20 protein-coding genes are annotated in these 20,312 nt (G+C 66.3%); 7 read left to right on the top strand and 13 right to left on the bottom strand.

Annotation, left to right across the window (positions count from 1 at the left end; translation table 11 throughout):
• The first annotated feature begins 5 nt into the window (after positions 1–5).
• On the top strand, positions 6–470 hold the full coding sequence (locus AU187_RS20840) for an Rv2253/PknI dimerization domain-containing protein (protein ID WP_231740387.1): 465 nt from the start codon (positions 6–8) through the stop codon (positions 468–470).
• A 25-nt stretch (positions 471–495) separates the two neighbouring features.
• On the opposite strand, the gene AU187_RS20835 is transcribed toward AU187_RS20840, so the two are convergent.
• The 3 genes from AU187_RS20835 to AU187_RS20825 form a co-directional block, all read right to left on the bottom strand.
• Positions 496–963, bottom strand: a complete 468-nt coding sequence (locus tag AU187_RS20835) for a MaoC family dehydratase (protein ID WP_059100942.1) — start codon at positions 961–963, stop codon at positions 496–498.
• On the bottom strand, positions 960–2,156 hold the full coding sequence (locus AU187_RS20830; RefSeq protein ID WP_059100941.1) for an amidohydrolase family protein: 1,197 nt from the start codon (positions 2,154–2,156) through the stop codon (positions 960–962). Before AU187_RS20830 ends, AU187_RS20835 begins: the two co-directional genes overlap by 4 nt.
• Positions 2,157–2,240: 84 nt before the next feature.
• Complete coding sequence (locus AU187_RS20825) at positions 2,241–2,882, bottom strand: cysteine hydrolase family protein (RefSeq protein WP_059100940.1); 642 nt, start codon at positions 2,880–2,882, stop codon at positions 2,241–2,243.
• A 50-nt stretch (positions 2,883–2,932) separates the two neighbouring features.
• On the opposite strand from AU187_RS20825, the gene AU187_RS20820 reads away from it, so the two are divergent.
• Positions 2,933–3,370 carry a nuclear transport factor 2 family protein gene (locus AU187_RS20820; RefSeq protein ID WP_059100939.1) on the top strand — a complete coding sequence of 146 codons (438 nt, stop codon included), beginning with the start codon at positions 2,933–2,935 and terminating at the stop codon, positions 3,368–3,370.
• Here the strand turns inward: AU187_RS20820 and AU187_RS20815 are convergent.
• Positions 3,360–4,259, bottom strand: coding sequence for a TIGR03619 family F420-dependent LLM class oxidoreductase (locus AU187_RS20815; protein ID WP_059100938.1), 900 nt, complete (start codon positions 4,257–4,259; stop codon positions 3,360–3,362). The two genes, AU187_RS20820 and AU187_RS20815, sit on opposite strands and share 11 nt — an antisense overlap.
• A 10-nt stretch (positions 4,260–4,269) precedes the next feature.
• Complete coding sequence (locus tag AU187_RS20810; protein WP_059100937.1) at positions 4,270–5,379, bottom strand: acyl-CoA dehydrogenase family protein; 1,110 nt, start codon at positions 5,377–5,379, stop codon at positions 4,270–4,272.
• A gap of 203 nt (positions 5,380–5,582) precedes the next feature.
• Here AU187_RS20810 and AU187_RS20805 point away from each other — a divergent pair, with 203 nt between their 5' ends.
• Genes AU187_RS20805 through AU187_RS20790 form a run of 4 tightly spaced genes read left to right on the top strand, consistent with a single transcriptional unit; the run spans position 5,583 to position 10,477 of the window.
• A complete protein-coding gene (locus tag AU187_RS20805; RefSeq protein WP_059100936.1) occupies positions 5,583–6,776 on the top strand; it encodes an amidohydrolase family protein in 1,194 nt (397 codons plus the stop codon).
• A gap of 7 nt (positions 6,777–6,783) precedes the next feature.
• Positions 6,784–7,743 (top strand): acyl-CoA dehydrogenase family protein, encoded by a 960-nt coding sequence (locus tag AU187_RS20800; RefSeq protein WP_059100935.1) that lies wholly within the window; start codon positions 6,784–6,786, stop codon positions 7,741–7,743.
• On the top strand, positions 7,740–8,942 hold the full coding sequence (locus AU187_RS20795) for an acyl-CoA dehydrogenase family protein (protein WP_059100934.1): 1,203 nt from the start codon (positions 7,740–7,742) through the stop codon (positions 8,940–8,942). Before AU187_RS20800 ends, AU187_RS20795 begins: the two co-directional genes overlap by 4 nt.
• Positions 8,942–10,477 carry a class I adenylate-forming enzyme family protein gene (locus AU187_RS20790; RefSeq protein ID WP_059100933.1) on the top strand — a complete coding sequence of 512 codons (1,536 nt, stop codon included), beginning with the start codon at positions 8,942–8,944 and terminating at the stop codon, positions 10,475–10,477. Before AU187_RS20795 ends, AU187_RS20790 begins: the two co-directional genes overlap by 1 nt.
• 65 nt (positions 10,478–10,542) lie before the next feature.
• Here AU187_RS20790 and AU187_RS20785 read toward each other — a convergent pair whose 3' ends face one another.
• From AU187_RS20785 to AU187_RS20755, 7 genes are all read right to left on the bottom strand, one after another.
• Positions 10,543–11,721: an amidohydrolase family protein gene (locus AU187_RS20785; protein ID WP_059100932.1), complete on the bottom strand. Its 1,179-nt coding sequence runs from the start codon at positions 11,719–11,721 to the stop codon at positions 10,543–10,545.
• Positions 11,722–11,996: 275 nt separating this feature from the next.
• Positions 11,997–13,448, bottom strand: coding sequence for a class I adenylate-forming enzyme family protein (locus AU187_RS20780; protein ID WP_059100931.1), 1,452 nt, complete (start codon positions 13,446–13,448; stop codon positions 11,997–11,999).
• Positions 13,445–14,245 carry an enoyl-CoA hydratase/isomerase family protein gene (locus AU187_RS20775; protein ID WP_059100930.1) on the bottom strand — a complete coding sequence of 267 codons (801 nt, stop codon included), beginning with the start codon at positions 14,243–14,245 and terminating at the stop codon, positions 13,445–13,447. The genes AU187_RS20780 and AU187_RS20775 overlap by 4 nt, the downstream gene beginning before the upstream one ends.
• A complete protein-coding gene (locus AU187_RS20770; protein WP_059100929.1) occupies positions 14,242–15,054 on the bottom strand; it encodes an enoyl-CoA hydratase/isomerase family protein in 813 nt (270 codons plus the stop codon). The genes AU187_RS20775 and AU187_RS20770 overlap by 4 nt, the downstream gene beginning before the upstream one ends.
• A complete protein-coding gene (locus AU187_RS20765; RefSeq protein ID WP_059100928.1) occupies positions 15,051–16,298 on the bottom strand; it encodes an acyl-CoA dehydrogenase family protein in 1,248 nt (415 codons plus the stop codon). The genes AU187_RS20770 and AU187_RS20765 overlap by 4 nt, the downstream gene beginning before the upstream one ends.
• Before the next feature lie 8 nt (positions 16,299–16,306).
• Positions 16,307–17,113 (bottom strand): enoyl-CoA hydratase/isomerase family protein, encoded by an 807-nt coding sequence (locus AU187_RS20760; RefSeq protein WP_059100927.1) that lies wholly within the window; start codon positions 17,111–17,113, stop codon positions 16,307–16,309.
• 67 nt (positions 17,114–17,180) lie between these two features.
• Positions 17,181–18,440, bottom strand: coding sequence for a hotdog family protein (locus AU187_RS20755; RefSeq protein WP_231740386.1), 1,260 nt, complete (start codon positions 18,438–18,440; stop codon positions 17,181–17,183).
• 98 nt (positions 18,441–18,538) lie between these two features.
• Between AU187_RS20755 and AU187_RS20750 the strand changes: the two genes are divergently transcribed.
• Positions 18,539–19,348: an enoyl-CoA hydratase/isomerase family protein gene (locus AU187_RS20750; RefSeq protein ID WP_502687785.1), complete on the top strand. Its 810-nt coding sequence runs from the start codon at positions 18,539–18,541 to the stop codon at positions 19,346–19,348.
• 3 nt (positions 19,349–19,351) lie between these two features.
• On the opposite strand, the gene AU187_RS20745 is transcribed toward AU187_RS20750, so the two are convergent.
• Positions 19,352–20,218 carry an SDR family oxidoreductase gene (locus AU187_RS20745; RefSeq protein ID WP_059100924.1) on the bottom strand — a complete coding sequence of 289 codons (867 nt, stop codon included), beginning with the start codon at positions 20,216–20,218 and terminating at the stop codon, positions 19,352–19,354.
• Positions 20,219–20,312 lie beyond the last annotated feature (94 nt).

Below are 20,312 nucleotides of genomic sequence, written 5' to 3'. Positions count from 1 at the left end.
AAGCCGTGACGGTCGTGCTGATCGCGACCGTCGCAGGCAACGTGGCGACTCCGCCGGTATCGGCTTCTGTGAACCCGGCACTCAACGGAACTTATATCGCAACATCCGACGGTTTCTGGGCCAAGAGCAATGAGACCCGTAGGGCCGAAGCGACTGTGGTGAGTACCTGGACAATCGCCTCGTCGTGTACCGGCGCATACGACTGCACAGGAACAGTCACCTCCGACCACGGGTGGTCGGCCGAGATCGTCTACATCAGCCGAATGTGGTTCGTGACTCGCGTTCTCGACAACTGGGTACGATGCCCCGACGGCACCACGCCGCCTGGCAAACAGATCTTCAAGTTCTACGAAGACCCCAATTCCTCAGGGAAGTACGTCGGTTGGGACACCGCTACCGGGCCCAGCGGCGCCTGCGGCGTCAACCGTCCGCTCTTCATCGAGATGCCGTTCACCCTCGTTCCGAACTAACGGGCGCGTCCCGCGAGGAGAGTGGTCAGCCGACCATCGCGGCTATGGTGTCGACCACACAGGCGGGTCGGTCCGATCCTTCGACCTCCACGGTCACCCGCACCGTGGCCCTGGCGCCCTTGTCGGTGCGCTCCACCTCGATAAGCTCAGCACCTGCGCGGATGCGTGAGTCGACCGGAACGGGCGCCGGGAACCGCAGCTTGTCGACACCGTAGTTCACCTGCATCGACAAGCCCGTCACCTTGTAGATCTGTTGCACGAGAATGGGCACGAGCGACAGCGTGAGATAGCCGTGGGCGATTGTTTTGCCGTAGGGCCCTTTTGCGGCCTTCTCAGCATCGACGTGGATCCACTGGTGATCGCCCGTCGCCTCGGCGAACAGGTCGATTTCCTTCTGGGTGACCTGGTGCCATCCGCTGTAGCCCAGGTGCTCGCCGACGTGCGTCGCGAATCCCGCGACGCCCTGGTACTCCTTCGGCAGCGTCTGCGTCATGCCGGAACCCTGTTGAGTCCTAACTGCTCGATCGCGTTGCCGCCCATGATCTTCGCCTTCGTGGAGTCGGACAGGCCCTCGAGCCGGTCGACGAAGCTCAGCGGGTCGCCGATGCCCTCGGGGTGGGGGAAGTCCGAGCCGAACATCACGTGGTCCTCGCCCATGATGTCGATGATGCCCTGGATGTCGTCCTCGAGGAACGGGTGGATGTAGACGTTGCGCTTGAAGATCTCGACGGGGTGCTCGTCGAACTCCTTGGGCATGGTCCGGTAGGCCTTGTCCAACAGCCGCAGCAGGTTTCGCACCCAGCCGCTGCCGTTCTCCACCACGAGGATCTTGAGATCGGGGAAGCGGGAGAGTGCACCGTGGCAGATCAGGGCGGCCAGCGTGTCCTCCATCGCCCGGAAGCCCATCACCACCTCGCGCAGCGCGCTGGGCTTGAACGACAGGTACTCGTCGCCGCCCTCCCACTCCATGAGGTGCTTCTGGTAACCGCTGTCGGCGGCGTGGAACGTCACGGGGATGCCGGCGTCGACGACCTCCTGCCAAAACGGATCGAACTCCGGCAGGCCCATCGAGCGCGAGCCGCCGAACCGACTCGGCACGGGGGCGGGGCGGACCAGGAACGTCTTCATGCCGCGCTCGAGGCACCAGCGGAACTCCTTGATGGCCTCGTCGACCAGCGGCAGACAGATCACCGGCGTGGCGAAGATGCGGTCCTGGTAGTTGAACGTCCAGTGCTCGTGCATCCACTCGTTGAGCGCGTGGATGATGGCGTGGGTGAGGACCACGTCGTCGGTGGTGCGCTCCTCGATCAGACTGGCGAGCGTCGGATACATGACGCACTGGTCGATGCCGAGCTCGTCCATCAGTTCCAGCCGGGGCGCCGGACTCTGGAAGGCGGGGATGACGTCCATCGGCTCACCGACGAACTCGCGGAAGTTCAGCCCCTCGGGGTTGTTGCCGAGGAAGTAGTCCTCGGCGCTGCCCGGCCGGGCGACCCGCTCGAACGTCGGGTTCGGGATCATATGGCTGATGTGGTCCTTGACGACCAGCTTCGGCCTGCCGTTCACCTCCACGTAGCCGACCTTGCCCCGGTGCTGCTTGGGCAGGTACTTCGTGAGGGCGTCCGTCGTCTCGTACATGTGGTTGTCGATGTCGAAGACCGGGTACGGCAAGGACCGGGTGGACATGGAGCCGACCTCCTCAGCGCAGCGAATATGACCGTTTGCGGTTTGTGAGAATGACGTTATCACCAAGCTCGGGCAACATCCATATCAGGGTTGGGCGCCGGCGAGCCCTTTCCAGGCTTTGACCACCTCGTCGGTCGTGGTCACTGTCGCAAGCAGGGCCAACGTGTTGTCGATGACAGACTCCGCGTACTCGCGTGGATAGCCGGCCACCGCATCGCGGGGCAGCACGAACTGATAGCTGCGATTGACGGCATCCATCACGAAGTTCGTAATGGCGATGTTGACCGAAACACCCACTCCCACAATCGTGCTGATGGTCAGGTTGCGCAGCACCGAGTCGAGGTCGGTGCCGGTCATGGGGCCGACGCCGTGCAGGCGGGTCAGGACGATGTCGCTGGGGGCCTGGCCGAGTTCGGGCAGCAGGGATGCGCCGGGACTCCCGGGCGTCAAGTCGGCGGCGAAGGACTTGCCCGCCATGAACAGCCGGGCGTTGGTGTTCGAGCCGCGGTTGTCGGGGCGCTTCTCGATGAGGCAGTGCACCACCGTGACGCCGGCCGCGCGGGCGGCGTCGAGCAGGGTGGCGATATTCGGAATCGCCTCTCGGCGCGCCTCTTCTGCGAGCATCGGCAGGCCGGCTTGCGGGCCGATCACGCCGCCCTGGCACTCCTGGGTGACCAGCGCGGTGGTGGCGGGGTTGAGAAGGTCGAGCAGGCGTGGTTGCGGCATGAGAACACACGTTATCGTGTATCGGCAACTTATGTTTACACGGAGGCCAAATGGACAGCTGGGAGCTCGAAGTCCGAGAGTCGGTTCGGCAGACGCTATCCGACTACACCGCTGCCACCGATCGGTTTGATCTCCACGCGCTGGCGAAGTGCTTCGCCGCCGACGGCGTCCTGGAGTTCAGTGGCGGTGCCGAACCGCTGACGGGCCCAGCCGCGATCGAAAGGGGCCTCGGTGCCGCGATGGCCAGGGGGTCCGACACCGCCCGCCCGGCTCCGTCTTACGTCCGCCACCACGTGTCGAGCATCCGTTTCGGGCACGTTGCCCGCGACCGTGTCGAAGTCAGCAGCTATTTCGCTGTGCACACCGACATCGGACTCGACCACTGGGGCCGCTATCGCGACGCCCTGGTGCCCATCGACGGCCGTTGGCTGTTCGCGCATCGGCGCATCGGTGTCGACGGGTTCGCCGCCGACTCCCTCATGAGATGAACTCCTCGGCGAAAGCACGCGCGCGATCAATGACTTCGGACCGGTTGCCGCCGTCGGGGGCTATTGTCAGCCACGTCACGCCCATAGCTTCCAGCTTCGCGATCGTGGCGTGCCGTTCGTCGGTGGACCTGCTGTCATCGAGCAGGTTGCCGACGGAGAAACAGATGTCCAACGGTTCCGTGCGGCCGATCTCGGCCGCGTATTTCTTGGCCCATGCGATCGCGGACTCCAGTTCCTCGAGCGTGGAGATCTCCGCGGTTCGTGACGCCGCGGCGTAGCCGAACGTGTTGAACGGCGCCCAGCCCTGGGCACGCGACGCCGCGCGCCGCACCGCGGGCTTGCTGTTTCCGCCGACCCACACCGGCAGGGGAGTCGCAGGCAGTGGCCGCATCCGGACCCCGCGCGCGTTGAACGACGTGCCCTCGTAAGCGACGTCCTCTCCGGTCAGCACCTTGCTCAGCACGTCGAGCGCCTCGTCGAGCAGCGCGCCGCGGGTATCGAAATCGACTCCCAACGCTCTGAATTCGGGCTTCAAGTAGCCAGCGGCAGTACCGAGAATGAGCCTGCCACCGGACAGGACGGCGAGGCTCTGTATCGACTTCGCACCCAGGAAGGGGTTGCGATAGGCGGCGATATATACGTTGGTCAACAACTTCACGTCGGTGGTGGCCGCTGCCGCGAACGACAACGCGACAAACGGGTCGAGGGCATGATGTCCGCCGTGGTCGAGCCACTTCGCGTCTGGCGCCGGGTGGTCGGTGACGTGCACAGCGGCGAATCCGGTGGCCTCGGCGGCGCGGGCGATCTCCGCTATCGCTGTGGCGGAGACGAACTCGTCTACGGCCTCAACCCGCTGGGTGGGTAGTTCGAGTGAGAACGAAACGGTCACGGTTGTCCTTTCAGGTGCTGACGAGGGTCGCCAGGCGCTGGGCGTGATAGTCGGGAGTGCCGAAAATCAACTGGGTGGCCTTCGCGCGACGGACGTAGAGGTGGGCGTCGTGCTCCCAGGTGAATCCGATGCCGCCGTGGATGCGCATGTTGTCCAGCGCAACCTGCAGGAACGCCTCCGAGCACACCATCTTGGCCACCGAGGCCGCCACGGCCTGCTCCGCGCCGTCGGGCAGACCGGCGGCATGCCGTACGGCGGATCGAGCGCCCTCCACCAGGACCAGCATGTCCGCGCAGCGGTGTTTGACGGCTTGGAAGCTGCCGATGGCGCGGCCGAACTGGATCCGTTCCTTCGCGTAGTTCACCGCCATGTCGAGGCATCGCTGCGCGGCCCCGAGCTGTTCGGCGACGAGCGCAATGACGGCATCGCGATATGCCCGCTCCAGTCCGGCCGCGGCGCCACCGTCGGCGCCGATCAGCCTGGCGGTCACGCCGTCGAAGCTCAGCCTGGCGACCTTGCGCGTACGGTCGAGTGTCGCCAGCGGCTCGCGGCCTAGCCCGTCGGCGTCCGCATCGACCGCGAACAGCGACGTGCCGGCCTCCGTGTTCGCCACGGCGAGAATCAGTTTCGCGGTGTGTCCATCAATCACGCGATCGGCGCCACCGTCGAGTCGATAGCCGGTGCCGTCTCTACGCGCGGTCAGTGTCACCGCGTCGGGGTCCCAGGCGTCGAGGGTGCCGTTGAAGATCACGGTGGCGGTACTCGCACCGCCGACGAGCGCGGGCAAGTACTCGCGCATCGCGGCGGCGTCGCCGCTGCCGAGCAGTGTCGGGATCGCCAGGGCGACCGTGGCGAAGAACGGTGAACACAGCAGCGTCGCGCCCATCTCCTCGAAGACGACCGCCAACTCCGGCAGACCCGCGCCGGCGCCCTCGAACTGTTCGGGCACGGCGATCGCGGCCAGGCCGAGGTCAACGGACAGCGCGCGCCAGATTTGGTCGTCATACCCCCCCGGAGAATCCATCGCGGAGCGCACGGCGCTGATCGGAGACCGGGCGGCGAGGAAATCCCGGGCGACGTCACGCAGGTCGCCGTGATCGACCGCCTCAGCCGCGGACACGAAGTCCGCCCCCGTCGCATGCCATGAATACCATTGGTGCAGACATGTTTTCCTCACGCACGGGCGCGGCGTCCCCTTTCAGAGGTGACCGGTCCGACAGCGATCGCATGCAATCGAGATAACCTGGGATAGGCATTACCGATGAAGGATAGTATCTTTTCCTGAAAGAGAGAATATTCATTCTCGCACAGAGGAGCGGCCCGGTGACGACCTTGGATTACGGCATCTTCGACTGCGACACGCACTGCTATGAGACGCGTGACGCTTTCACCCGGTACCTACCCAGCGAGTTCAAGGACCGCGCCATCACGACTGTGCGGGGCGCCGACGGCGTGGAGGTGATCCTTGCCGGTCACCGCGTCGCGACGTTCAACAGCGAGGGCGGGCTCGGCCTGGACGTGGCGTACCGCCCCGGCTCCCTGAAGGAGATGCTGCGCCAGATGGGCTCGGGCAATCCCGAGGAATCCTACGAGCCGCAGCCCATGCAGCCGGAGTACATCGAACGTTCGGCGCGGCTCGCGGTGATGGCCAAGCAGAATGTCGAGCGGATGGTCATCTATCCAAGTGGCATGGCGCTGGCCGCCGAACACTACGTCGACGACACCCCGGCGCTGTACGCCAACCTGCGCTCGTTCAACCGCTGGATCGACGACGAGTGGGGCTTCGACTTCGAGGGCCGGATCTACGCGACCGCATTGTTGTCTTTGCGCGACCTCGATTCCGCGGTCGCGGAGACGGAAGCGATCATCGCGGCGGGCGCCAAGTTCGTGATGCTGCCGACCGGCCCCGCCTACGGGCGGTCACCGGGGGATCCGTATTTCGACCCGGTCTACGCGCGGCTGCAGGAGGCCGGCTGCGTGCTGGTGTACCACATCATGCCGTTTTGGTATTTCAACGCAATCTCACCTGCGTGGGGACACAACCCTGACCCCGCGTCGTGGCACATGTCGGCGTGGCAGTGGATGAACATCTACGGTCAGCGGCCGATCGAGGACACGCTATCGGCGTTGGTCTTCGACAACCTGTTCGGCCGCTTCCCGAAGCTCAACGTACTGGTCGCCGAACACGGCGCCGAATGGGTACCGTTTTTCGTCAAGCACATGGACAAGAGCCGCGGTATGGGCCGCAACGGCCCGTGGATCGGAGGCAAGCTGACCGAGCGGCCGTCGGCGATCTTCCGGCAGCACGTCCGGGTCGTGCCGTACCCCGAAGACGACATCCCGGGCATCGTCAGCAGCCTCGGGTACGACGACGTACTGGTGATGGGATCGGATTACCCGCACGCCGAGGGACTGGCCGAACCCGCCGATTTCCTCAAGCTGCTCGACCCGCTCGACGACGCGGCCAAGAAGCGGATCATGCGCGACAACGCCGATCAGCTGCTATCCCGGAGCTAACCGTCTGATGTCGGATGAGGACGTCGACCTCGACCTGCTGCGGGCGTCCGCGCGGGACTTCCTCTCCGAACGCGGAGACAAGGAATCCGTCGAAGACCTCGCGGCGATGGACTGGACCGCACTGCTGGTCGACGAGTCGATGGGCGGCGTCGGGTGGCGGCCGGTCGAAACATGCGTCGTGGCAGAGGAACTCGGGCGCGCGCAGGACAGGTCCGCATGGTTCGGCACCACATTGGCCGCCGCGGCGATCGCCGCCGCCCCCGACGAGGTGCGGGACGGCTGGCTGCCCCGTCTGATGGCCGGCACGGCGACCGCTGGCTTTACCATCGCCGACGACTCCGCGCGCGTCATCCGCGGCGACGAGGTCGATGTATTAGTCACCGTGGGGCGCAACGGAATCCACATTATAGCGGACCTCGATGGCCGACGGACCCGGTTGGACGACGATCTCCTTGACGTCACCAGGCCGGTGTGGCGCGTCGCCCTCGCCGGGGCGCCGAGCACGCTGATCGGATCAGCGGAACGGAGTGACCAGTTGCTCGGGGTGGCCCGGCTGCTCATCGCCGCCGATTCAGTCGGCGCGGTGTCCATGACGCTCGAGCGGCTGACGGCCTATCTGAAGGAGCGCATCGCGTTCGGCCGGCCGGTCGCTGGATTTCAAGCGATCCAACATCGCCTCGTCGACCTCCTCGTCCTCGAGGCCAAGGCCCGCGCCATCGTGATGAAGGCGGCCCGCGCGATCGCCGCCGCCGACGACGGTGCGACCGCACTCACGACGGCCGCACACGCCTTCGTCGCGGCGAAAGCCACTGCGGCGGTGGACGAATGCATGCAGCTGTCCGGCGGTATCGGTTTCACCTGGGAGTATCCACTGCACTACGAATTGCGCCGGGTCTTCACCAACGGCCATCTGATCGGCACCGTCCGGTCGAGTCGGGCGCTGTTCGCGGAGGTGTCCGGCTGGTGAGTGGGTACGGGAACCGACCGAGCGATTCGGCGCTGGTCGACTTCAGGAGCCGGGTGCGCACGCATATCGCCGAGCATGCGCCACCCATCGAGGCGCGGGAAGGACATCGCGCACCCGAGAACGCCGAGCAGGAAGCTCAGTTGCGGGCATGGTTCGCCGGGCTGTTCGACGCCGGATTCGTGGGAGCGGACTGGCCCGTCGAATACGGCGGACGCGCCGATCACCATCCGCTCCATGACCGGATCGTCAGCGAGGAGATCCTTAGGGCCCGTGCACCACGCCCGGTCGACCAGGTCAACCTGGCCGCACACGTGTTGCTGCACTTCGGGTCCGACGAGCAGAAGCGCCGGCTGCTGCCACCGATCCGGCGCAGCGAGCACGTGTGGTGCCAGCTGCTCAGCGAACCCGACGCTGGCAGCGACATCGCCGGCATACGCAGCCGCGGGATGCAGCAGGACGACGGTACGTGGGTCATCGACGGCCAGAAGACCTGGATCACCGACGGGCACTGGGCGGACATGGGTTTGGCGCTGATCCGCACCGATCCGGCGTCGTCGCGGCATCACGGCCTCTCGGTCTTTGGCATTCCGCTGTCCGCGCCCGGCGTCGAAGTCCGCCCGATCCGGACCGTCGGCGACGCCATCGAGGTCAACGAGGTGTTCATGACCGGGGTGCAGGTCGACGCCGACAACCTCATCGGTGAGGTCGGCCAGGGCTGGTCGATCATCATGACGGGCCTGGACTTCGAACGCTTCGGCATCGGCGGCAACGTCATCCTGCTGGAGCTGCTGATCGACGACCTCGTCGTGCTCGCCCGTCATGGGCTGGTGGACGGCGCACCCGCGCTGACGCACAACGACATCCGGCAGAGCATCGCCGAACTCGCGGTCGAGGTTGAGGTGGCGAAGGCGTTCATCGACGACCACGTCGAACGGCTGATGGCCGGCGCGGAGCAGCCCGGCGACGGCTCGATCGCCAAACTGAGTTTCGCCGAGACCTATCACCGGGTTTCCGCCTACGGTGCCCAGCTTGCGGCTACGGTGTGCACGGACGGGTCGGTAGACCCGACGGTTGAGCAGGCCGAGGAGCGATTACGCGAATGCTGGTTGTGGTCCCGCGCGTACACCATCTCCGGTGGAAGCTCTGAGATGATGCGCAACATCCTCGCCAAGCGGCGGATGATGCTGCCGAGCAGTTGATGTCCAAAACCTATTGGGGTCTGGTCGACACGGCGGCCCAGGACCACCCCGATCGCGTCGTGCTCGTCGACGACTTCGGGCGCCATCTTACGTGCGCTCAGTTGCGGGACGCGGCGGAGCGCACGGCCGCCGCGCTGGCCGAACGCGGTGTCGCCGACGGGGTGGTGGTGTCGTGGCAACTGCCGACCACTTTGGAGACGATGGTGGTGATGGTCGCGCTGGCCCGCCTCGGCGCGGTCCAGAATCCGATCCTGCCGATCTGGCGCGAGCATGAAGTCGGTTTCGCCACAGCGCAACTCGGCACGGACGTCATCGTCGTACCGGGCAGGTGGCGTGGTTTCGACCATGTCGCGCTGGCCAACGATCTTGCGGACAAGCAGCCGATGACGGTGGTGGTCGTCAACCACGAAGCACCGCTCACCGACGGGTTACGCCTTCCCGCAGGGGACCCGGCGACACTGCCAGCGTCGCCGACGTCGGGAACTCTGCCGCGTTGGGTCTACTACTCGTCGGGTACCACCGCAGCGCCGAAAGGCGTGCGGCACTGCGACCGATCCGTGATCGCCGGATCGGCGGGCGTGGTCGGCATGGTGGGCGCCTCCAGTAGCGATGTCAACCCGATTCCGTTCCCGGTGTCGCACATCGGCGGGGCCGCAATGCTGGCGGCCAGCCTGTTGACCGGTATGCGACTGGTGTTGTTCGACGCGTTCGATCCGGTGTCGGGGCCGCTGGCCATCGCCGCGCACCGGCCCACGCTGCTCGGCACAGCCACGCCATTCTTCGTCGCCTACATGGCCGCGCAACGCGAACACGGCAGTGAGCCGCTCTTCCCGAACCTGCGTGGCTGCGTCGGAGGCGGAGCACCAATCACTGCCGAGCTGGGACGTCAAGTCCGCGAGACGCTTTCGGTTGCCGGTATCGCGAACTCCTGGGGGCTCACCGAGTTCCCGGTGGCCACCTCGCCACGCCCGGACGAGGCGCCGGAGGTGCTCGATCACACGGTCGGCCGCCCGGTGCCGGGGGTGTCGGTGCGGGTTGTCGACGAGTCTGAGCGGGAGGTCGGCGCGGGCGAGGAGGGCGAGTTGCGACTCAAGGGGCCGCAGTGTTTCCTCGGCTACGTCGACGAGGCCTTGAACGCCGACGCATTCGACGCCGACGGCTGGTTCCGAAGCGGTGACCGGGGCCGCGTCGACGCCCGCGGCAACGTCGTCGTGACCGGGCGAATCAAAGACGCAATCATCCGCAACGCGGAGAACATCTCGGCGCTGGAGATCGAGGGAGTGTTGGCCACCCATCCCGCGGTGGCCGACGTCGCGGTCATCGGGGTGCCGGATCCACGCACCGGCGAACGGGTGTGCGCGGTCGTGGTGGCCGAACCCGGCACCGCGGTGACGCTGCCCATGCTCGCCGAGCACTGCCTAGCCTGGGGGTTGAGTAGACACAAGTCGCCGGAGAGCCTGCAACTGGTGGAGGCGCTGCCGCGCAACCTCACCGGCAAGGTTCTGAAGAACGAGTTGCGTGCCCGGTTTTCTTGACCGCGGGCGCACGCTTGTTGTACGCAAACTGCGAGACAGGATGCGAACAACCGTGCGCTCGCGACTCAAACGCCGATGAGCTCCTTGAGATTTCCACCCATAATTCGCGCGGTGGTGTCCTCGGGCAGGTTCTGGAGCTCCTTGACGAAATCCGCCGGCTCGGCGAGGCCCTCTGGGTGCGGGTAGTCCGAACCGAACATCACACGGTCGGCGCCAAGGATGTCGATGAGGTGCGACATGTCTTCCTCATGGAACGGGTTGACCCAGACGTGCCTGCGGAAGACATCGCTGGGATGTTCGCTGAAGTCGTACGGCCGCTTGTGGTACACACGGTCGAAGACGTCCAACAAACGGTGCGCCCACGAGCCGCCGTTTTCGATCACGCCGATGCGCACCCCGGGAAAGCGCTCGAACACTCCGTGAGCGATGAACGCAGCGAGGGTATCGAAGATATTGCGGCTCTCCTCGTAGATGAAACCCCGCAGTTTGCTCAGCGCGAATCCGTTGAACTCCGCTGCGTCCTCCCAATCGTCGACGTAGCGCTCATAGCCGGAGTCCGAATTGTGCATCTGCACCGAGATGCCCGAAGACTCGACCAGCCGCCAGAAGTCGTCGAATTCCGGCAGTGCCGCCGAACGCGACGTGCCGTCTTCGCGCGGAACTGGTGCGGGACGGATCAGGACCGTCCTGGCGCCGTTCTCCAGGCACCATTCGAGCTCCTTGACACCCAGTGCGGGATCGTTGAGCGAGATGGCGGGCACGGGAAAGATCCGGTTCTGGTAGTTGAACGTCCAGTCCTCGAGCAGCCACCGGTTGAATGCGTGGGTGACCGCGTGGGTGAGTTCGGTGTCGGACTTCGTGCGCTCCTCGAGCATGCCGGCAGTGGTCGGGAACATCACGGCGCCGTCGACGCCCTGCCGGTCCATCAACGCCAGACGCAGGTCGGGGCGGCGGAACTCGTCGGGACAGCGGATGGGCTCGGCCAGCTCCCGCAGCGTCTTACCTTCTGGGTTTATGCCACGGAAGTAGTCGGCCCACGCGCCGGGAGTGGGGATCACCTCGTAGGTCGGGTTCGGAATCGTCTCGGTGATGACACCGAGGATCTGTAGCTTCTTTCGTCCCTTGACATCGACGAACTTCAACGCCTCCGAGTACTTCTCAGGCAGATAGCGGGTGTAGGCGTCGATGGTCTCGTACATGTGGTTGTCGGCATCCCACACCTCGAACGCCTTGGGCTCGGTCATCGTCAATTCCTCTCCGGCAAGGACGTGCCACGACGGGATGGCAACGACGCTATCCTAAAACGAGAGGATACATTCTCGCATTGGAACTGCTGGGTCGGGGCTCATCTGCAGTGACCTCATGAAGTGAGAAGCAGCATTTCCGATTGTGCATCCGCGCGAAGGTTCCAGGGGCCATGGATCGCCACGACCGCGGCGAGCGCGCAAGCTTGTACGCGACACGCCGATGCCGGCGTACACAACTGAGCGCTCGTGGCTGCTCGCCGGAGAGCCGGTGCCTATGCGTCGGCCAGCGCAGCGAGTTCGCGTTTGAGAACCTTGCCGACGTCGTTGCGCGGGAGCCGCTCGACGAACACCACACGCACCGGAACGCGATAGGGCGTCAGCCGTTCCCGGCACCAGGCGATCAGGTCGTCCTCGCTGCGCGCATCGTCGACACGTACGACGAAGGCCCACGGCACTTCGCCGAGGCGCTCGTCCGGGACGCCCACCACCGCGGCTTCTCGTACCCCGTCGGCCGCCAGCAGCACCTCCTCGACGGTGCCGGGGAACACCTTGAGCCCGCCCCGGTTGATCATGTCCGACACGCGGCCGTCGAGCCACAGAAACCCATCCTCGTCGAACCAGCCGAGGTCGCCGGTGTGGAACCAGCCGTCGTCGGTCAGCCTGTCGACGAACGCGGGGTCGATCTTGCGGGCCGCGGTCGTCGGTGTGCGGACCATCACCTCGTCGTCGGCGATCATGACGTCGATGCCCGGCAGCGGACGTCCGACCGAGCCGAGTTTCGTCTCGCCCCATGCGCGGGCATCGGCCGCCGACCAGCCGACCACCTCACCGCCGAGTTCCGTTTGGCCGTACGAATTCAGCACGAGCACACCGAACTTGTCGCGGAACCGGGCGGCCTGTACGGGGGACAGGGGAGCGGTGATGGAGCGGACGATCTTCAGCGGCGACAAGTCCATGACCGACTCGTCGTGCAGGACCATCGTCAACGCCGCAGGCGGCAACACCGTGGAGCGCAGCTGGTGGCGCTTGACCAGCGCCGCGAAGTCCGCCGGCGAGAACCGGTCCATCAGTACGACGCCCGAGCCCGCGCGGAAGGCGAACAGCACCTGGTAGATGCCCGCCCACAGGGACAGCGACAGTGGCACCAGGTTGGGCATAGGCGCCATTTTCTTCTGCGCTGCGCCAGTCTTCCGCCCTCGCAGTTTGGCCAACAGCCGGTCGATCAGGTCGAGCACGGTGGTGTGCCGCAGCGGCACCGGCTTCGGGGGTCCGGTGGTTCCCGAGGTGAACTGCAGCAGCGCGACGTCCGAGTCGTACTGCCGGGGCTCGCCGGTCCTGCCGGTCGCCGGAGCAAGCGTCCACCCCAGTTCCGATCCGGAGACGACGGGCAGGTCGAATCCCGAGAACCGGTGGGCGAGTTCGGGCGTCGTGATCAAAGCGACCGGTTTGAGGGTTTCGAGCTGGGAGGCAACCTCAGCATCGGCCGCCCTCGGGTTGAGCGGTGTGTAGACACCACCGGCACGCCAGGTCCCGAACAGCGCCGCGACGGTGGTGGCGTCGTTGGGCAGCATCGCCGCGACCACTTGGCCGGTCGCGAGGCCGGCGTCGGCCAGTACCGCGGCAAGGCGGTCCGCACTCGCGGCCAGGTCCTCACGTGACACGTCGATCGCCAGCGTGTGCACGGCGGTGTCGGGAAGGTCGGCCAGTAGCTCGGCAAGACTCACGAGTCCGCCTCCAGCGGTTGCCAATCGGGAGTCCGCTTGTCGGCGAACGCCTGCGGGCCCTCGTTCTGGTCAGGATGGCCCCACATCGATGTCAGGTGTTTGGCACCCTCGCGGCACGCGTCGGTCAGGCCGTGCTCCAGCGCGCCCCACAGTGCGCGTTTGGTGGCTCGCATCGCGGCCGGCGAGTTCCTGGCGATCTTCTCGGCCAGTTCCTGTGCGACGTCGCGCAGCTTGTCGGGCGGGTCGACGATTTGGCTGATCATGCCCAGCTGGTACGCCCGTTGGGCGCTGAGGCGTTCGTGGCTGCCGACGAGCGCCATTCGTAACACCGCCTCGGCGGACATCTTTCGCATCAGCGCGATCGTCTCCAATGCGCTCACCTGACCGATGGAGACGTGCGGGTCAACGAACGTGGCGTCGGACGACGCGATGACGATGTCGGCGTCGGCGACCCAGTGCAGCCCACCGCCCGCGCACACCCCGTTGACCGCGGTGATGACGGGCTTACCGACATTGCAGTGCCAACCCGTCAACTTGAGATCCAGCGTGCGCATGGTTTCCTGAAACTGCTGCACGCCTTCGCCGTCGAGATCCTCGACGTCGGCGCCCACCTGAAACGCCCTGCCGTTGCCGGTGTGCACGATCACGCGCACATCGGGGTCGGCGTCCAGTTCCGCCCATGCCTTGGGAAACTCTTCGCGCATCATCTGGTCGTACGCGTTGAGCCGGTCGGGCCGGTTGTTGATGATCCAGCCGACCGGACCGCGCCGCTCGACAATCAACCGCTGATAGGTCACGAAACCTCCACCGGGTCAAGCGGTTGCCAGCGTGCTGGACGCTTCTCACGCCATGCCCGCACTCCTTCGGCATGGTCGGGGTGATCACGCAATCGCCAGATCTCCGCGGTGGCCGCGGTTCTGGCATCGGACAGGCCGACCTCCAGGGAATGCCACAACGCCTTCTTGGTGGCCCGCATCGCGGTGGGCGAGTTGGTCGCGATCGCAGCGGCGAGCCGCCCGGCCGTCGCCCGCAGCTCGTCGGCCGCCACCACCTCCGAGACGATGCCCAACTCGTATGCGCGCTCGGCGGAAATCCGTTCACTTCTGCCGCTCAGCGTCATTCGGGTGATGGTCTCCATCGGCGATCTGCGCAACAGGGTGATCGCCTCATACGCGACCGCCTGTCCCACCGACACGTGCGGGTCGACGAACGACGCCTCCTGGGCCGCGATGACGATGTCGGCGTCCGCGATCAGATGCAGACCGCCGCCCGCGCACACCCCGTTCACGGCCGCGATCACCGGCTTCCACACGTCGCAGTGCCAGGACGAGATCTTCAGTTCGGCGTCCCGGGTGCGGCGCGAATGTTTGCGCATGGCCTGTTTGTCCCTGGCGACCTGCACCACGTCCATGCCGGTGCAGAACGCCTTGCCGTTGGCGGTGTTGACGATGACGTGCACGTCGGGGTCGGCGTCCAACTGGGCCCACGCGGTCTCGAGCTCATCGAGCATGAGGGCATCGAATGCATTGCCGGCATCGGCGCGATTCAGGATGAGCCACCCGACGCCGTCGGATTTCTCGACGATCAGTCGCTCGTAGCCGCTCAAGAGTGCGGAATCTCCTTCCAGGGCTTGCCCTTCCACGGGTCCGGCTCTTTCGGCAGCCCGAGCACTCGTTCGCCCAGGATGTTCTTGTTGATGTCGGTGGTGCCGCCCTCGGTGCCGTTGGCCAGACTGCGCATCATTCCCTGTACCTCGCGGGGCAGGGCGTCCGGATCGTCGGAGGCCGGCCAGGCCAGCGCGGCGGTACCCAGCAGGTCCACCATGAGGTCCTGGATCTGCTGGTTGAGGGTGGCCTGATGGACCTTGCCGATCGAGGACGCCGCACCGGGTGATTGACCTGCCGAAAGGGCCGCGCGCACACGCGCGTTGGTCCAGCCGCGGATTTGCTCCTGCGCCCAGAGCCGCATGATCTTGTTGCGCACGACGGGGTCGTCCCACCGCCCGGTCTCCCGAGCGAGTGTGATCAAACGTTCCGCGCTGGAGCCGCCGAGGCGGCCCATGCCGCCGGAGCCCGATCCCGACACCATCTGGCGTTCACTCGACAGCGTCGACGCGCTGACCCGCCAGCCGTCGTTGATGTCCCCGACCCGGTGTGCATCGAGCACCCGGGCGCCGTCGAGGAACACCTCGTTGAACTCCGCCTCACCGGTGATCTGACGCAGCGGCCGCACTTCGACGCCGGGTTGGTGCATGTCGAGCAGGAAGTACGTGATGCCCTTGTGTTTCGGTTGATCGGGATCGGTACGGGCGAGCAGGATCGCGAAATCCGCCTCGTCGGCCCAGGTGGTCCACACCTTTTGCCCGGACACCACCCATTGGTCCCCGTCGCGCACCGCCTGGGTCGCCAGCGACGCGAGGTCGGACCCCGCGCCGGGCTCGCTGAAGAGCTGACACCACTTCTCCTCGTTGCTGACGATGGGCGGCAGGAAGCGTCGCCGCTGGTCTTCGGTTCCGTGGCTGAACAACGCTGCGGCGGCGTTGTTGAGCCCCAGCGGATTGAGCCGGGTGAACCGCAGCGGTGCGAGCACGCCCTCGATCGCGCGCGCGACGTCGTTTCCGATGCCGAGGCCGCCGTGTTCGGGGAGCCAGGTCGGCGCCACCAGGCCCGAGCGGGCGAAGGTCGGATACCAGTCGCGGTAGTCCTGTGGCGTGCGCACGGACCTCAACGCGGCGGGCCCCTCGGCCGCGGCCGCCCGCCAACTGGCAGGTACCTCGGTCTCTACCCAGTCCCGGACCATGTTGACGGCGTCGGCGGCGGCGGTCTCTGAATTGATCGGAAGCTGGGTCATCGTCGTCTTCAGCGGCCTTGGAATTCTGCGTCACGCTTGTCTCGAAAGGCCGCCAAGCCTTCCTTGAAATCCTCGCTGCGGCTGGACAGTTCGAGCGCCATCGCCTCGTTCTGCAGATGACGGTCGAGATCCAGGCCGTTGCCGCTCTGTAGCAGCCACTTGGTGAGGCCGAGGGCCACCGTCGGTGCAGCGGCCAGCCGGTCGACGAGTTCTTCTGCGGCAGCGTCGAGTTCAATGTCGGGATGGGCGCCATGGATGATGTCCCACTCGGCGGCCGTGGTTCCGGACAGCTCTTCGCCCAACATCAGCAGTCGGCGGGCGCGGACCATGCCGACGAGCCGCGGCAGCAGCCAGGCCGCGCCGCTGTCGGGTGTGAAGCCGCGCGCCATGAACGGTTCCCAGAACCGGGCGTCCTCTGCCGCGATGCAGAAGTCCGACGCCATCGCGACGTGGAAACCCAGGCCGGCCGCCCAGCCGCGGACCACCGCGACAACGGGAACCTGGGTCTCGAGCAGCAGTGGAATCAGCCTGTTGGCCTTGTTGGGCAGCCGACGCTGGGTGCTGCCCACGCGCGGTTTGCGTTCCGAGCGCGCGTTGTTGGCGATCAGATCGGAACCCGCGCAGAAGTCAGGTCCTTCGGCATCGATGCGGATGACCCGAACCGATTCGTCGGTGCCGGCGGCAGCGAGATGTCCGACCATCGCGTCGAGCATGGTGTCGTTGACGGCGTTGCGTCGGTTGGCGCGGTCCAGCGTGAGGCACAGGACCGGGCCCTGCTGCTCGGCCCGTAGCCCGGAAACGCTCTCGTAGCTCATGCCTCGGCTCCCGCTCGCTCCGGTCCTCGCTGCGCTGCGATCCTCACTCGCGCTCGCCTTCGGTAGCTCATCGCTCCCCGAACTGGGCCGACACGGCCGCCAGCAGATCGGTCAGGTTCGTCGCGCCGCCCGGCGGATCGGGCAGGCGGACGGGACCGTGCTCCCTGCTGGGCAGCAGGATCGTGGCGTGGCCCGGCGCGGTGACCTCGCCGCGGTGATTGGTCGCCGCGAGGTCCACGTCGACCGCCGGCCGGTCTCCCTCGGCCAGGTACTTGCGGGTGAGGACGCCCGTGATCGTGTGCAGGTCGCCGACGTAGTTGAACAACCGGAACTCGCAGTCGAGCTTCCACAGCCAGGCGTCGTCGCCCATCCAGTCGGTGCACAGGTGGATGAGCCACGTTTCCCGCATGCGGCCGTAGTCGAACGTCGTCGGGTTGCCGGCATTTCGCGCCGCGCTCGGCTCCCAGTGCACACGCTGCTGTACGTCCGGAACCCCGTGCTCGTTGGGCGTGTAGAACCGCGGGATACGTTGACGATTGCGCCACGCCAACCTCAGCGGCCGCACACCGTACATGCCGGTGCCCATGCCCACATGCCAGCACACCATGTCGGTGACGGTCAGCGGACCCTTGGTGAGCGAGCCCATCTCGTCGCCCTCGGCCACTCCCTCCCACCAGCGCGGCTCGGCGCCCCGGGGCGCCTCGCGGGCGTACCGCTCGTCGATCTCGGCGATCTCGTCAGCCGTCCACGTCTTGAGGTCCACCGACTCGTACTTCTTGCGACCCCTGGCCTTGCTGCGTTCGGTGCGGATCATGTTCCGGTACTGGCCGCCGAGGATGGTGCCCTCGTCGTCACGGAATACCTGCGCCGACCATTCGTGCACGGCGCGGCCGGCGAAGTCGCTGCTCTTGTCCAACGCGGCGACAAGGGCATTGCGCCGGAAGACCCGACGGTTGGCGCGCAGCGGCGCCCACCACTCCCGCGACGACGAGGCGTAGAAGGCGTGAACACCGCGTAGCGGATCGCCCTTTGTCGCGGCGCGGTCCTCCTCGGAAAGCCCGGTGACCTCGTCCTCACCGATCAGGGTGTCGCCGCCGACCAGCGCGGGCGGAGCGATCGGCTCACCCCACACCGATTTCGTCGCGTACTCGGGATCCGACCACAGCGGGTTGGCGTCACCGTAGCTCTCCGCGACATGACGGAAGGTGTCCTCGTTGGGCCGTCGGTAATGCGGGGGTTGGGTATGCGGGATGGCGATGCCGATGCTGGCGCGCAACCTGGCTAGGCCTTCATCGGTGATCTGGCCCGTCGCCGAGGACTTTGTCACGCATCGCCTCCTCAGTTCGGCCATATCGTGGCTGGGGACGTCGGCGGAAATTAAGATACCCGAAAAACGGAAACGTCGTTAACGCAGGGGTGAGCGAGTTGGTCGATGAGCAGCCAGGGATCCGGGTCGACGTCGGAACAGATGGTGTCTGCCGGATCACGATCGACCGGCCCGATGTCGGAAACTCGTTGTCTCCGTTAGCGCGTGACGCGCTGACGGATGCGTTCGAGACCTCGAGCGACGATCCGTCCGTGCGGGCCGTGTTGTTGCGAGCGACCGGGGATCGGCACTTTTGCTCGGGTGCCGGATTGGGACCGCATTCGGCGCAGCCTGCCTCCGACAAGAGGCCCGGTGACATCGCGAGGATGCTGCAGAAGGGCTGGCAACGACTGGTTTGCGCGGTGCTCGATTGCGACAAGCCGGTCGTCGCGGCGGTCAAGGGTGCGGCCGCGGGTGCCGGCGCCAGCCTGGTGCTGGCCTGCGATCTCGTCGTCATGTCCACGGAGGCGAAGCTGGTGGAGGCGTTCGTGCATCGCGGCATCCTGCCTGATTCGGGTGCGATACACCTGCTGACCAGGATCGTGGGACTGCGTAAGGCCACCGAACTGCTGATGCTCGGCGAACCCGTCGACGCCGCGACCTGTGAGCGACTCAGCCTCGTCAACCGCGTTGTGGCGCCGGACGAAACCGACGCCGCCGCCGAAGAACTGGCCGGGCGTCTGGCGGCGGGCCCCACCGTCATGCTGGCGCTGACCAAGCGACTGCTGTCCGTGTCGTCGGAATCCGGCCGCGACCGCGCCTTCGAGCAGGAGGCCTGGGCGCAGGAGGTGATATCGCGGACCGCCGATCTGCAGGAGGGCCTGAAGTCGTTCGCCGAGCGTCGCCCACCGAACTTCCACGGCCGCTGACCGTCAGCCGTTGACAGGTCCGCCGCGAATCGTGAACGTCGAGCTGTCATCGATCTCGTCGATCGCCTCGGCGACGGATTCCGCTGTGAGTGAGCGGTTCTCAATCCCCTTGGTGACGCCGATGAACACCCGCGACACCTTGCCCGCGCCCACCGAGTAGATGTGCGCGGTGCGGTCGCAGTCACGGTGGGACAAGTAGACGACCACCGGTGTGACCAGCTCCGGGTCCATCGCCTTGCCCGCTTCGCCCATGATGTCCTCGGTCATCCGGGTGCGTGCGATCGGTGCGACGGCGTTGATGGCAATGCCGTTTCGTGCCCCCTCGATGGCCAGGACGTGCATCATACCGACCAGACCCATCTTGGCGGCGCCGTAGTTGGCCTGCCCGAAGTTGCCGAACAGGCCTGTGCCAGAGGTGGTTTGGACGATGCGTCCGTAGTTCTGCTCGCGCATGATGGGCCACGCGGCACGAGTCACGTTGAAGGCCCCTGCCAGGTGGACCGATAACACCGCGTCGACCTGCTCGGCGGTCATGTTCTTGAACGCCGCGTCGCGCAGAATGCCTGCGTTGTTGACGAGGATGTCGAGTCGGCCGAAGGCATCCATCGCCGCGGAGACGATCGCGGCGCCGCCCTCCTCGCTCGCGACGGAGTCACCGTTGGCGATGGCCGTACCACCGGCGGCGGTGATCTCGTCCACCACGGCCTGTGCGGCCGAGATCGAAGCACCACTTCCGTCCACCGCGCTGCCGAGGTCGTTGACCACAACGCGGGCGCCCCGGCGGGCGAGTTCGAGTGCGTGACAGCGGCCAAGACCTCCGCCCGCACCCGTGACGACGGCTACCTGATCATCGAAAGTCATTCGCACCATGGCTGAGAGGTTACATTTACGTGATCGAGAATCAGTATTTGCATCGGAGGACACCATGAGTGGCGCTCCCGCGCTGCTGCACAACGCGCGGCAG

Origin of the sequence: Mycobacterium sp. IS-1556 (assembly GCF_001499985.1) — a bacterium.
In the GTDB taxonomy this organism is placed as follows: Bacteria; Actinomycetota; Actinomycetes; order Mycobacteriales; family Mycobacteriaceae; genus Mycobacterium.
This window is presented reverse-complemented; position numbering and strand designations above follow the sequence as displayed.